This window comes from Prochlorococcus marinus str. MIT 0919 (genome assembly GCF_027359375.1).
Lineage (GTDB): Bacteria > Cyanobacteriota > Cyanobacteriia > PCC-6307 > Cyanobiaceae > Prochlorococcus_D.
Map to the genome: position 1 here is coordinate 1,628,318 of NZ_CP114779.1, position 13,213 is coordinate 1,641,530.

Sequence of the window (13,213 nt, forward strand, 5' to 3'; positions counted from 1 at the left end):
TTTGAGAGAATATTCAAAAACAATTTTTTGCATATTATTTGGCGTAAAAGTCATTCAATTTGCTCAAGGACATTAATTTGAAATGAGCAAAATAAAACCAGCATTTTCTTTTTATGACACCTGAACGGCTAGGTCTCCTTTGGGGCATCACCGTTTTTGCTGGTGCTGGTGCAAGGCTTCTTTCTTTGCTGACAGGTCTCCCTGTAGTTGTTTTATTGCTTTTATCGGGACTCCTTATTGGTAGGTCAGGCCTAGGACTGGTTGAACCACTTGATTTAGGCCAAGGTCTCGAAACAATTGTTGGATTATTAGTTAGTCTTGTTCTTTTTGATGGGGGCCTAAATCTTCGTATACCTGGAGAAACAATTAAATCCACTGTTTTTAGAATTTCCCTTATAAGGCTTTTTGTTTCTTTTGCTGCTGTATTAGTTACTGCACATTTTTTAGCAGGTTTGGGGTGGTCGCTTTCAGGGGTTTATAGCGCAATAGTTTTAGCTACAGGACCTACGGTTGTGACTCCTTTAGTTCAACAAATTCGTCTTGCACCCCCTTTGGGAGATGTTCTTGAAGCAGAAGGTTTAATACTTGAACCAATAGGTGCTGTTTTGGCTTTGCTGCTTTTAGAGCTAGTTTTAGGCAATTTACATGGTTTGAGAGAAGTCGCTTTTGGATTTTTAACAAGAGTTGGGGGTGGAGTAGTCGTAGGAGTAAGTGGAGGCTGGGTTCTTGCAGAAGGCTTAAAGAGGATTAAAACAGACTCTTCTTTAGGAATCAGACTGCAATTAACACTTGGGATCGTGTTTTTAATATATGGTTTTTGTGAATGGCTTTTGCCTGAGTCTGGCTTGCCAGCCTCCGTGGCTGCAGGATTTATAGTTGGTAGAAGACCTTCAGTTGAAATAGATCAGTTAGACGAATTAATTAGAGAGTTGGCTCAATTAGCAATAACAATGCTTTTCCCTCTTCTAGCGGCAGATGTGTCCTGGCGTGAGTTAAGTCCTTTGGGATGGGGAGGTATTAGCTGCGTAATGGTTTTGATGTTAATTGTTAGACCTGCAGCTGTAAGTGTTGCGACCATAGGACTCCCTTTGGATTTCAGGCAAAGGCTATTTCTTGGTTGGTTGGCGCCTAGAGGCATAGTTACAGCCGCAGTTGCTTCTTTGTTCTCTATTCGTTTAGAGCAGGCAGGTGTATTAGGGGCTGGTCGTTTACAAGGGTTGGTCTTTTTAACGATTTTGATGACTGTTGGGATCCAAGGACTTACAGCTAAACCTTTAGCAAAAGGCTTAGGACTTTTAGCAGAAGAAGATCAGTCTCTTTAGGCCTATATAGCTTCTCTTATTCTTTTTAGGTCTTTATTCATTTTAGAAAGTAAAACCCAGGAAGATATTAGATCTGGACCTTTCAAAGATCCTAATAAAGCTGCTCTAAGACTTTTCATGATTAAACCTTTTTTAAACCCTCCATTTGTGGCAACTTCATTTATTAATGCTTTGGCTTTTGCGTGACTTAATTCTTTGAATGTTTCAGATTCTATTTTTTGTAAGAGTAATTGCAAAGATTCTTTGGCACCTTCTATTGCTAATTGTTCAATAGCATCTTCTTGGAGGTAAGGCTTTTCAAAAAAGAATTGACATTGATCAATACTATCTTTGAGCAAAGTAATAGATGGCTTTATTAATTCTACTAGCTCATTAGCCCAACTTTGATTAGGCAAAACCCATCCTTTTTCTTGCAGTAATGGTTCAATCTCTTTAAGTATTAATTTAGATGGCCAATTATGAATTACTTGTGAATTAAGCCACTTTAGCTTTTCCCAATCAAATTTTGCTCCTGCTTTATTTACACGGTTAAAATTGAATACTTTTGATGCCTCTTCAAGAGTGAATTGCTCTGACATCCCTTCGGGCACAGACCACCCCAGCAATGTCATGTAGTTCGCCATTGCTTCTGAGGTGTAACCCATAGTCCTAAAGTCATTTATTGAAGTAACACCATCTCTTTTGGAAAGTTTTCGTCCTTCTTCATTAAGTATTAGAGGAGTATGGGCAAAGTTGGGGATAGATAATTTTAGAGCTTTGTAAAGAAGAATCTGCTTGGCAGTATTGGCAATATGGTCCTCTCCCCTTATGACATGACTGATCTCCATATAGGAATCATCTATTACTACAACTAGGTTGTATAGGGGGTCTCCAATTTGATTTGCGGGGGCTCTTCTAGATATAACCATATCTCCACCAAGGTCTTTCCCTCTCCATCGCATAGGCCCTCTAACCAGATCATTCCATTCAATGAGTTCATCATCATCAATTTTGAAACGAACAACAGAGGTTCGGCCTTCGGAGATGAACTGAGCTTTCTTTACTTCACTTAAGTTCCTATGACGATTGTCATACCTTGGGGCTTGATTATGTGCCTTTTGAGATTCTCTCATTTGTTCAAGCTCTTTTTCGCTTGTGAAGCACCTATAAGCAAGACCTTTCTTAATTAATAAATTGATGGCTTCTTGATGGGAATCGATACGTTTGCTTTGAATTAAGGGTTCTTCGTCCCAACTGATCCCTAACCATGAGAGACCTGCAAGTATGTTTTGGGTATATTCATCTTTAGATCGTTCTTTATCGGTATCTTCTATACGAATTAAAAAACTACCGTTGTTGTTTTTTGCAAATAACCAATTAAATAAAGCAGTTCTTGCTGTCCCTATATGAAGAGTCCCTGTTGGGCTGGGCGCAAGTCTAACTCTTACAGTCAATGCTCTTTAAAATCTGGATACGGGACCGACGGGATTCGAACCCGCAACTTCCGCCGTGACAGGGCGGTGCTCTAACCAGTTGAACTACGGTCCCAAGGGATAAGGCTTTTAAAAACTCTAAGAAGAGTTAGCCTAATTCTTCAGAGTAACCAAAGAAGTATCAATCTAGAACATGCCCCTCGTCAAATTTGCTAAGAGGAATTTTAAGTTTTTAACTTCTTTATAGAAGTTCAAGATTGACTGATTTTTTGAGGGTCAGGGTCGAAAACCTGCCGGCTCTATAAGTCTGACTTGGTTTCCCCGTGCAGTGAATTCGCGCCCTTGATCACTTTGGACAACAACTCTGCCGCCAGACTTGACTCGAATAACACGTGCCCTAACCCAGCCAAGAGCTGCTGACTCAAGGACTTTAACAACATCTCCAGGTTGTAGATCTAACTCCATTCTCAGAACAAAGAAACTGCTTTAGGGGTGATCGAACGCGCCGTGGAGGACTTGAACCCCCGACATCAGGTTTTGGAGACCTGCGTTCTACCAACTGAACTAACGGCGCATTGTAGTTGCCCTAGTACCAAAGTGGTGATTTTGGTATTTGGATTGAACGAGGTCGAGACCTCAGCGATCAAAGCGCTGCTTGACGCGAGTGGCTTTGCCAACTCGTTCACGCAGATAGAAAAGCTTCGCCCTTCTAACTTTACCGCGACGCTCGACTTTAATTGAGGCTACTTGTGGGCTATGTACCATAAAAACCCTTTCGACCCCAACTCCTTGAAAAATACGTCTTACTGTAATTGTCTGATTAAGCCCCCCATGCCTTTTAGCGATTACAACTCCTTCATAGGGCTGAACACGCTCTTTATTACCTTCGCTTATGCGTACACCTACTTTTACCGTGTCACCAACATAAACATCAGGGAGTTTATTTTTTTGCTGAGCTAGCTCAAATTCTCTAATGAGGTCATAGGGTTTAGAGCTTTTTAGCAATGTTTTTTTCTTTGCAGAAGATTTAGCAGGCTTGTCTTTAGTTGCAATCGCCTCATCGGAACCCTTTGTCCCATCTTTGCTTTTTTCCTCGATTGGAGAGGTATTTTCTAATTCAGACGTCATCACGCTTTTTGTAATTATTTGCCGAAAAACTATTGTAACTCTTCGCAAAGAGTTCTTTTTTAGATTTGGCTTTTTTTCTTTATGTTTAGATTTTTTAAAACTTAAATACTCCCTTTGTATACCATCTCAATCCATTGGTGACCATTGAATATTCTTGCTCCATAAAGGCGGCTAGCTCATCACCCTTGAGAATTTTGCCTTATAGCTATCTAACAAGCTGAAACAAAGGATGCTTGACTCATTGCTTTATATAATTAATTGATTGGTTAGAATCCTTTATCCAGCTCATCTTTAATTTTTAGAATTTATCCAATAATTATTGGTAGCTTGAAGTTATTACTAAGCATCCTTTCTTCAAAGAAGGTTTGCTCACGCACAATCTTTTTGGTTTCAATATGAACAAGCTATTTGCAGATTTACTTTCGACGGGTTCTTTAGGCAGGAGCAATACTCAAGGCCCTGTTATTCAGAAGAGAAGAGGAGTGGAAATCAAATCAGCTAAAGAAATTGAAATCATGAGGGAGGCAAGCAGAATTGTTGCAACTGTCCTTAGAGAAATTAATGAGATGGTTCAGCCTGGACAAACCACCACAGATCTAGATCAATATGCAGAAGAAAGAATAAGACAAATGGGAGCTGTGCCTAGCTTTAAGGGATACCATGGGTTTCCTGCGAGTATTTGCTCAAGCGTTAACAATGAAGTAGTTCATGGGATACCAAGCCCTAAGAAAATAATTAACTCTGGCGATTTATTGAAAGTGGATACTGGTGCTTATTTTGAGGGATATCACGGTGACAGTTGCATTACTATTTGCGTAGGGGATGTTTCAGAAGAGGCAAGAAAATTAAGTAGAGTTGCTCACGAGTCTCTAATGGCTGGTCTTGCTCAAATAAAACCAGACAATACGCTTCTAGATATCGCCGGTGCAATTGAAGATCATGTAAAGGCTAATGGATTTAGCGTTGTTGAAGACTACACAGGTCATGGAGTGGGTAGGAATCTTCATGAGGAACCATCAGTATTTAATTTTAGGACTAATGAATTGCCAAATATAAAATTACGTCCAGGAATGACTCTTGCTGTAGAACCAATACTTAATGCTGGGGAGAAATATTGCAGAACGCTTAAAGATGGTTGGACTGTAATTACGAAAGATGGAAATCTATCAGCTCAATGGGAGCACACTATTTTAGTAACTGCTAATGGTTATGAAATTCTTACTGATAGACAGGTTTAGTTTTTACTAAGAATTTGAATTTTATAAATCATTATTTTTTAGTCAAGCTTATGTAGATAGTTCTAATTAGTTCATTTAAAGGACATAAAAAGTAAGTTATAGGATTTGGTGTGACTATTATTAAATTTAAATTAAGCCTTGCTTGATTGAGAATTTGATTCGCTACAAAATCTGAGTTCATTATACCAAGGGGGTTTAGCTTTGATCGAAATGGGCCAAGAATTAGTTTGCGAATTTTTAAATTAGAACGTTCTTTAGGTTTTGCTGAATGCCATTTTAGGCTGACAATTTGCCCAATTAATCTTTTACTTATTTCATAGCTTGGACTAAGTGCAGGTTGAATTTCAGCCTCAGAGGTGTTTACCCAAAGTTCTTTTTTGGACTCAGGATTAGGGCTGTTTTCAGCGATTTTTTCGAATCGCTCCATAAGCCTCCAGGTGCTTAGAGCGTTTACTTCAAGAGCCTCATGTAGCGCTGATGAGCTAATGCTTCCGCCTGGATTGATTCCATGATTCAGTATTAGGACGTCTAACGTTTTAAAAATACCGTCTAGCTTTTCTTCTTGACCACATTTCCACTGAACCCATTCGTTAGGAGAATTGGCAGAATTGTCTTTATTTTTAATGGATTTGTGGCTTAAACCTATAACCAAAGCTCCTTGCGATCTAAGTTTTTTTGATAAGGAGCAACCAAGGCTGCCTCCAACTCCTGTAATTCCTACGCGTCGATTTTCCCAATTTCGAGTAGAAGCCACACCAGGACTAGACAAACTTTCCATAATTAGTTCATAAATAACGAGTTTTAGTTATGGGAAACCAAAATAGAGAAATTTTGAGCATCGTTTAGCTTGATCAAGACTAGTCGCTAATTCTTGATACCAAAGTATTTTTTTTAAAAACACTTCTAAAAGTTTTAATGCAGACTAAAATTTTTAGATAATAATTTTAATAGTAAGGAAACTCGGTAATGGGTAAGACCTTAATTATTGGGTCTTGTGAGCCGTTTAGCGGAAAATCGGCTTTAGTTCTTGGTATTGCAAAATATTTAAAGGATTCTGGAAAGGACATTCGTTTTGGAAAGCCACTTGCTACTAGCTTTGAGTTTGAGCTAGGAACTCATTCAGAGCCTGAAAAACTTATCGATGATGATGTTCGTTTTGTAGGCTCCATACTTGGATTAACTCAAGAACAATTGATTCCTTCTGTTCATTTAGTAGCAGCAGAAACTGCAGAAAAACGATTACAAGAATCAACTCTTGAACCTGGGGAAGGCTTTAAATTAATACAAGATCAATTAGAGAATGCTTTTGAGGGTTTAAATATTCTTGAAGCGGCAGGCAGCCTTCATGAGGGATTACTGTTTGGGTTGAGTCTTGGACAAGTTGCAAAGGCCCTAAATGCAAGGGTTTTACTTGTTCATCTTTGGGAAGATAGTAGAAGTGTTGATGCACTTTTAGCAGCAAAAGAGCAACTTGGTGAAAATCTTGCTGGAGTTGTTTTGAATGCAGTCACCCCAGATGATTTGCAATCGCTTAAAGCCAGGGTTATACCTACTTTGAATTCCTTAGGATTTGATGTCTTTGGAGTAATGCCACGTTCGCCTTTGCTTAGAAGTGTGACTGTCGAGGAGTTAGTAAGACGTCTTCACGCAAGAGTTATATGCTGCGAAGATAGGCTGGAATTAATGGTCGAAACTTTAACAATTGGTGCGATGAATGTTAATTCTGCTATGGAGTTCTTTCGTAAGAGACGCAACATGGCAGTAGTTACAGGTGCTGATAGAACTGATATACAGCTAGCTGCTTTGGAAGCGTCTACCCAATGCTTGATTCTTACTGGAGCAGGAGAGCCATTGCCCCAATTGATTAATAGAGCTGAAGAGCTAGAAGTACCTTTGTTGAAAGTAGATACAGATACACTCTCAACTGTAGAAGTTATTGAACAAGCTTTTGGACATGTAAGACTTCATGAGTCAGTGAAAGCTAATTACGCATTTCGTTTGGTTCAAGAACATTGTGAGTTGAGTCGTTTTATGGAAGCCATTGGAATTAGTTTATAAACCAATGAATGCCGCTAATTTCTTTTTAATTTCATGAGGAAGCCCTTGAGTCGCTCCCTCGATTTACCAGCTCTTGGGCGGATTGATACGCTTGCCCAAGAATTAGCTTTATTGCAAGATAAAGGGAAAAGAAGAATAGCTATCCTTGGGAGCAGGCATGTTCCTGTAGTGGCAATTCATCTTGTTGAATTAATAGCTCGTTCTTTAGCCCAAGAGGGACATACTTTAATTACTTCTGGCTCGCAAGGTGTTAACGCTGCAGTTATTAGAGCAGTTTTAGAAGTCGATCCTTCATTGTTAACTGTATTACTCCCTCAGAGTCTTGATAGGCAAACCCCAGAGATAAGAGAGCTACTCAGTCTTGTTTTGCATTTGGTTGAGAAGGGGGATAATGATGATCTTTCTTTGCCTATGGCAAGCAGTTTGTGCAATCAAGAAATAATAAGTAAATGCGATCAATTGATTTGCCTGGCTTTTCATGACAGTGAGACGCTTTTAAATAGTTGCCATAGTGCGGAGGATATGGGAAAAGTAGTTAGCTTGTTATTTTTTGATTGAATTGGAATTTAGAGATGGCTTGAAAAATTAAAAAATACTTTTTTATATATAACTTGTTGGAAATCCAATGCACTTTTTTATAATCTAATACGAAGTGCATAGACCCTATGGCCGCCACTTATTCTTTTGATGTCGTTTCAGATTTCGACCATCAAGAATTGGTTAATGTAATTGATCAATTACGAAGAGAAATTAGTCAAAGATATGATTTAAAAGATTCAAATACTGAAATTGTCCTTGAGGAAGAGAAAATAATTATCACAACTGCCAGTGATATGACTTTGCAATCAGTTGAAACGGTACTTCTCCAGAAAACAACAAAAAGAAAGCTTTCTTTAAAGATTTTCGATTTTCAACCCGCAGAAAGCTCTTCTGGAAATAAAGTTCGACAAGTTGTACATTTAAAAAGAGGACTTTCTAAGGAACTTGCAAAAAAACTAAGTAAAGAAATTAGAAATGAATTAAAGAAAGTAACAGCTTCTATTCAAGGAAATAGTCTGAGAATAACTGGCAAGAGTAAAGATGAATTACAATTAGCGATAGAATATTTCCGTAAAAAAGAATCTGACCTTGAGGTCCCTTTGCAGTTTGAGAATTATAGGTAAGTCAGTGAATGAAAAATAATTACCCTACTTAAGACTAATTTGCAAAAAGGATTTTTTATGAGCTTAAGTCAAGAAAAATTAATTGATAAGTTAACGAAAAAAGTCCTTTCTTTAACTTCTAAGCCTAATGATTTGGAGAAAAATTGTTGGATGATTGTACATGAATATTGTAATGGATCCATGCCTTTTGAATATGACATTAGGGGTATTGATGAAGATCTATATTTAGAAGTGCTTAAGAGTGTCAGAGCCCAACTAGAGAAATAATTTATTTGAATTGCTTGCTTAGTCTGAAAAACATCACACAAACTCTCAGTTAAAGATATCCTTTAAGTATCTTAAAAAAACTATGACTACTCCTATCCGCAATGTCACGCCTGGGGGATCAGGTGGGGCAGCAACTCTAATGCTTATCCTTTCATTTACAGGGATTTTGCTGCTTACTCAAGCTTTATTCATTGTTCCTGCAGGTCAAGTTGCTGTAGTTACAACTCTTGGGAAAGTCAGTGGAGGCTCTAGGCGAGCAGGTTTGAATTTTAAGGTTCCTTTTGTACAGTCTTTTTACCCTTTTGATGTTAGGACGCAGGTACAAGATGAAAAATTTAGCTCTCTTACTAAGGATTTGCAGGTTATAGATGCAAATGCAACTGTCAAATATGCTTTGAAAGCAAGTGAAGCTGGTCGAGTTTTTCGAACAATTACTTACAGTGATAGAGAAGTTTATTCAAAAATCATAAAGCCTTCTTTATTAAAGGCTTTGAAATCGGTCTTCTCTCAATATGAGCTGGTTACAATTGCCAGTCAATGGAGTGATATTTCTGAATTAGTAGAGAAGACTGTTTCTGAAGAACTTAGCAAGTTTGATTATGTAAGTGTACAAGCACTAGACTTAACAAACTTGAAAATAGCTGATGAATATAAAGCTGCTATTGAGCAAAAGCAAATTGCTGAGCAGCAGTTACTTAAAGCTCAAACAGAGGTGAAGATTGCTGAACAAGAAGCGCTTAGATATGAAACTCTTACTAGAAGCTTGGATGATCAGGTCTTATTTAAATTGTTCTTAGATAAGTGGGATGGTAGAACTCAAGTTGTCCCTTCATTGCCTGGAAATAAAGGATCCACTCCGCCTGTAATTGTTGGTGGGAGAAAATAATAATTATCTCTCATTCAAAATGATTAATTAGCTATCTGTGCTTGCATCCTTTTAAAAAGGTGCAAGCACAGATAGCTAATTAATTGCTAACTAGTCTTTCATGCAATTTCTTGAAAAGTCTCTTGGAAAGCTTTGATCGTTGTTTCTATATCATCTTCTGAGTGGGCTAGTGATGTGAATCCAGCTTCAAAAGCACTTGGAGCTAAATAAATACCTTTTTCAAGCATTGATCTGTGCAGCCTTCCAAAACGTTCGGAATCAGTTTGTTTTGCTTCTTGGAAGTTTCTCACTGGCCCTTCACATAGATAAAAACCAAACATTCCGCCAATACAGCTCCCGGAAATAGGAAGCCCAGCTTGCTTTGCTGCTTCACAAATACCATTAATTAATCTTTGAGAAAGATTTTCTAGTTTTTCGTAGATTCCTTCTTGTTTCAAAAGTTCTAGGGTTTTTATCCCTGCTGTCATTGCAAGTGGATTCCCACTGAGTGTTCCTGCTTGGTACATTGGCCCTGCAGGGGCAACCATTGACATGATTTCTTTCCTGCCTCCATAAGCCCCTACAGGCAGACCACCACCAATAACTTTGCCCATAGTAGTTAGGTCAGGCTTGACTCCGAACCTTCCTTGCGCACCTCCATAACTAATCCTGAACCCAGTCATAACTTCATCAAAAACCAAAAGAGAACCATTTTCTTTTGTTAGTTCTCTTAGGCCTTCTAGGAAACCTGGCTCTGGGGGTATGAAGCCAGCATTGCCAACAACAGGTTCGAGGATTACGCCCGCTATAGCATCAGGGTTTTCTGCAAATAGTTCCTTAACGGCCTCTAAATCGTTGTAAGGGGCTGTAAGAGTGTTTGAAGTTGTACTTCTTGGTACACCGGGAGAATCAGGCAGTCCAAGGGTTGCAACGCCTGATCCTGCTTTGACCAGGAACATATCTGCATGGCCGTGATAACAACCTTCAAATTTGATTATTTTGTCTCTTCCAGTAAAAGCTCTGATAAGCCTTAATACAGACATGCAAGCTTCTGTACCACTATTGACAAAACGAACCATCTCTACGCTTGGCAAAGCTTCTATGACCATTTCGGCGAGCTTGTTTTCCAATGCGCAAGGAGCTCCGAAGCTTGTGCCTTTCTCTAAGGCTTCTTGCAGGGCGGCTATAACCTCAGGGTGAGAATGGCCGCAGATGGCTGGCCCCCAGCTTCCGACATAGTCAATGAAGCGATTTCCATCAATATCCCAAGCATAAGCACCTTTTACCCTGTCAAAGACAATCGGATCACCATTGACTGATTTGAAAGCCCTAACAGGAGAGCTGACACCACCAGGCATTAGTTCTTGAGCAGCGTTAAAAACTGCCTGGGAAAGATTTGTGTTAAAAGCGTTTGTCACGGCAACTAATCTAATGGGCTGCTAAGACAGTTCGCCATAATGGCTCAAAACAGCCCAATTCGTCTCGTAAATGTTTGTTTGTTCTAAATCCCATAGGGTGATTTGTCTATTGTTAAAAAAATATTATTGCACTAGGCAGGAAGGTAAACCTTGCTGTAGCAGCACTCTTAGAGGAAATCCATTGGTTTTAAAAGGCTTTAAAAAACATTACGTAAGATGTTGCAAATAGTGTGGGGATTTGAAAATAGATCTTCACAATTTGCTTAACAAGAATTGATGTGTGGCTTTAAAGCTTTGATATTTTCAATTATTGATTGGTTGTTATAGAAAATGATCATCTTCATCATAAATTTCATCTGGAGGCCAATTGATATCGACAATTACTGGCGCATGGTCACTTGGTTTAATGTTGCCTCGAGTTTTTTTGTGAATTACGCAACTTTTGACATTATCAACAAGTTCACTTGATAGGTATATATGATCAATCCTCCAGCCTTTGTCTCGATCCCATGCGCCACTACGGTAATCCCACCAACTCCAGTGGTTTGTATTTTGTTCAAAAATTCTAAATATATCTTCTAGCCTTTCCTTTAATATATATTTTAGAGCTTTCCTTTCAGGTTCACTTGCCATAATACCCCCTGATAATCTTTCAGGACTGTGGATATCTTTATCTTCAAGAGCAATATTGAAATCACCTAGAAGACATAAAGGCTCTTCTCTTTTTGACTGATAAGCAAGATATTTTTTTAGCAACTCAAGCCATTTCAGTTTATAAATGTATTTTTCAGAATTTAAAGAAGAGCCATTAGGTACATATACATTGACGAATCTAATACCATTTAATGAAGCACTTATAATTCTTTTTTGTTCATCAAAATGTTTAATTTCGGAGGAATTTGCAAGTTCACCAATAAACCCAAAGCGAATATCTTCTTGTGGAATTTTGCTTATTAATGCAACCCCATTATATGATTTTTGACCATAAAAACTAACATTATAACCATTTTTCTCAAAAGATTCTCTTGGGAAAAATTTATCTTCAACCTTTGTTTCTTGGAGGCATAATAAATCAGGTTTCACCTCTTCTAGGAAGGATTCAATTTGATTGATTCGTGTTCTAACTGAGTTGACGTTCCAAGTAGAAATCAGCACTAGAGAATGTTCATAAATATATTGCTATAATCTAGCTATATTTATTCGATTAATGTTTGAACTGATGAAGTCTCCTACGCGATATTTTTTTCGTATTTTTTATACCCTTCTTCCAATACTTGCTTTAGTTGGCGTGCAAAACACCTTGCTTAGAAATAAATCCTTTCATTTAGCTGGCTTCAATAGTCTTGAGCCCGAAAGGAATGCTCATACTGACTTTGACGATCCAAATAAGCCTGATTTGCCTTCAGGCCCAATGGATTTAATGAATGCTATTAGAAGAGCAACAGCTATGGATGATGCCACAAATCCTACTGATGCACTTGATGAAGCCATTCATAATTTCAATAGTCAAGAACAAGACAACTTGGTTATACCCCCTGTAAATTGAAATTTTTATTAGCAACTATTCAGATTTTGGCTAGATTTTGAGATGGTCGGATAAAGACTATTTATGAGAGATCATCCAATTCCACCGGTTACCGAGCCTTTGCAATATCGAGCCATAGGGCTTGTTAGAGGGATGTATAAACCAGTTGATGGAAATTGTTTTACACGTGGAAATCTTGTTGATTCTGCTGGAGAAGAATTAGAAGCTGTTGTTTTAGGGAGAGTTATGACTCTAATGAAAAGACATATACCTATGGACAAACCGCATCTGTGGGTCGTATACCCCAGATGTAGAGATTCAGATCATTTGCATTTCCAAATAAGTGGTATTTGGGAACCAAGCACTTTGAACTCAAAATGCGAAGACCAACCTGATTTAAAAAATCAAGCTAAAGAATCGACCGAAGTTTTAGACAGTGTGAAAGAAGGCGATAATTATTTTTCGATAAGGGGAGAATTGATATATACAAAACCTGAAAGTAATGACTTAGTTATTAAAGTACGGCAAAAATCAAGGTTGAATGGAACCAGGCCACTCCCATTTAAGCTAAGATTAAAAGGAAGCATTCCACTAGATAGCTTAAGAAATTTTGTAAGTTTAGAGGTGAGACGTATTGGACAATTTTTGCACTTAGAGAATTATGAAACTATAGCCCCCATATCTACTAGAGGTGGAAAGAATAAAAGTAAGAGTTCGTATTTGTATAAACGAAAGAAGATTGAATGAAATCTTTTTTTAATGTCTCTAGGACTTGTTACTCTGCATTTCGAAAAAGGTTTTTTTTAATAACTGCTAT

General features: G+C 38.2%; 15 protein-coding genes and 2 tRNA genes. 9 read left to right on the forward strand and 8 right to left on the reverse strand.

Going from position 1 to position 13,213, the window contains the following annotated elements; genetic code table 11:
• Positions 1 to 113: 113 nt before the first annotated feature.
• Positions 114 to 1,322, forward strand: a complete 1,209-nt coding sequence (locus O5635_RS08885) for a cation:proton antiporter (protein WP_036901221.1) — start codon at positions 114 to 116, stop codon at positions 1,320 to 1,322.
• Between the two features lie 2 nt (positions 1,323 to 1,324).
• Here the strand turns inward: O5635_RS08885 and gltX are convergent, their stop codons facing one another.
• The 5 genes from gltX to rplS all read right to left on the reverse strand — a co-directional run bounded on the left by gltX (position 1,325) and on the right by rplS (position 3,862).
• Positions 1,325 to 2,755: a glutamate--tRNA ligase gene (gene gltX, locus O5635_RS08890; RefSeq protein WP_036901220.1), complete on the reverse strand. Its 1,431-nt coding sequence runs from the start codon at positions 2,753 to 2,755 to the stop codon at positions 1,325 to 1,327.
• Positions 2,756 to 2,775: 20 nt separating this feature from the next.
• Positions 2,776 to 2,849: transfer RNA gene (locus O5635_RS08895), tRNA-Asp, on the reverse strand.
• 161 nt (positions 2,850 to 3,010) lie between these two features.
• Positions 3,011 to 3,199: a hyperconserved protein Hcp gene (locus O5635_RS08900; protein WP_006043540.1), complete on the reverse strand. Its 189-nt coding sequence runs from the start codon at positions 3,197 to 3,199 to the stop codon at positions 3,011 to 3,013.
• Between the two features lie 36 nt (positions 3,200 to 3,235).
• Positions 3,236 to 3,308 (reverse strand) — tRNA-Trp (locus O5635_RS08905).
• Between the two features lie 62 nt (positions 3,309 to 3,370).
• Positions 3,371 to 3,862, reverse strand: a complete 492-nt coding sequence (rplS, locus tag O5635_RS08910; protein ID WP_036901219.1) for a 50S ribosomal protein L19 — start codon at positions 3,860 to 3,862, stop codon at positions 3,371 to 3,373.
• Between the two features lie 395 nt (positions 3,863 to 4,257).
• Here rplS and map point away from each other — a divergent pair, with 395 nt between their 5' ends.
• A complete protein-coding gene (map, locus tag O5635_RS08915; RefSeq protein WP_036901218.1) occupies positions 4,258 to 5,100 on the forward strand; it encodes a type I methionyl aminopeptidase in 843 nt (280 codons plus the stop codon).
• A 31-nt stretch (positions 5,101 to 5,131) separates the two neighbouring features.
• Here the strand turns inward: map and O5635_RS08920 are convergent, their stop codons facing one another.
• Complete coding sequence (locus O5635_RS08920) at positions 5,132 to 5,878, reverse strand: SDR family oxidoreductase (protein WP_036901217.1); 747 nt, start codon at positions 5,876 to 5,878, stop codon at positions 5,132 to 5,134.
• Positions 5,879 to 6,066: 188 nt separating this feature from the next.
• Between O5635_RS08920 and O5635_RS08925 the strand changes: the two genes are divergently transcribed.
• From O5635_RS08925 to O5635_RS08945, 5 genes are all read left to right on the forward strand, one after another.
• Positions 6,067 to 7,158 carry a phosphotransacetylase family protein gene (locus tag O5635_RS08925; RefSeq protein ID WP_036901216.1) on the forward strand — a complete coding sequence of 364 codons (1,092 nt, stop codon included), beginning with the start codon at positions 6,067 to 6,069 and terminating at the stop codon, positions 7,156 to 7,158.
• Between the two features lie 33 nt (positions 7,159 to 7,191).
• The gene (locus tag O5635_RS08930) at positions 7,192 to 7,716 is read left to right on the forward strand and encodes a DNA recombination-mediator protein A (protein ID WP_036901215.1); all 525 of its coding nucleotides are present in this window, start codon (positions 7,192 to 7,194) and stop codon (positions 7,714 to 7,716) included.
• A 107-nt stretch (positions 7,717 to 7,823) separates the two neighbouring features.
• On the forward strand, positions 7,824 to 8,321 hold the full coding sequence (locus tag O5635_RS08935; RefSeq protein WP_036901214.1) for a YajQ family cyclic di-GMP-binding protein: 498 nt from the start codon (positions 7,824 to 7,826) through the stop codon (positions 8,319 to 8,321).
• Positions 8,322 to 8,378: 57 nt separating this feature from the next.
• Positions 8,379 to 8,588, forward strand: coding sequence for a hypothetical protein (locus tag O5635_RS08940; RefSeq protein WP_036901213.1), 210 nt, complete (start codon positions 8,379 to 8,381; stop codon positions 8,586 to 8,588).
• An 82-nt stretch (positions 8,589 to 8,670) separates the two neighbouring features.
• The gene (locus O5635_RS08945; RefSeq protein WP_036901212.1) at positions 8,671 to 9,474 is read left to right on the forward strand and encodes a prohibitin family protein; all 804 of its coding nucleotides are present in this window, start codon (positions 8,671 to 8,673) and stop codon (positions 9,472 to 9,474) included.
• 98 nt (positions 9,475 to 9,572) lie between these two features.
• On the opposite strand, the gene hemL is transcribed toward O5635_RS08945, so the two are convergent.
• Both hemL and xth read right to left on the reverse strand, forming a co-directional pair.
• Entirely contained in the window at positions 9,573 to 10,871 is a 1,299-nt protein-coding gene (hemL, locus tag O5635_RS08950; protein WP_036901211.1) for a glutamate-1-semialdehyde 2,1-aminomutase, read from the reverse strand.
• 321 nt (positions 10,872 to 11,192) lie between these two features.
• On the reverse strand, positions 11,193 to 12,026 hold the full coding sequence (xth, locus tag O5635_RS08955) for an exodeoxyribonuclease III (RefSeq protein ID WP_036901210.1): 834 nt from the start codon (positions 12,024 to 12,026) through the stop codon (positions 11,193 to 11,195).
• A 64-nt stretch (positions 12,027 to 12,090) separates the two neighbouring features.
• Here xth and O5635_RS08960 point away from each other — a divergent pair, with 64 nt between their 5' ends.
• The gene (locus O5635_RS08960) at positions 12,091 to 12,417 is read left to right on the forward strand and encodes a hypothetical protein (RefSeq protein ID WP_193742006.1); all 327 of its coding nucleotides are present in this window, start codon (positions 12,091 to 12,093) and stop codon (positions 12,415 to 12,417) included.
• Between the two features lie 63 nt (positions 12,418 to 12,480).
• Entirely contained in the window at positions 12,481 to 13,143 is a 663-nt protein-coding gene (locus O5635_RS08965) for a hypothetical protein (RefSeq protein WP_052042731.1), read from the forward strand.
• Positions 13,144 to 13,213 lie beyond the last annotated feature (70 nt).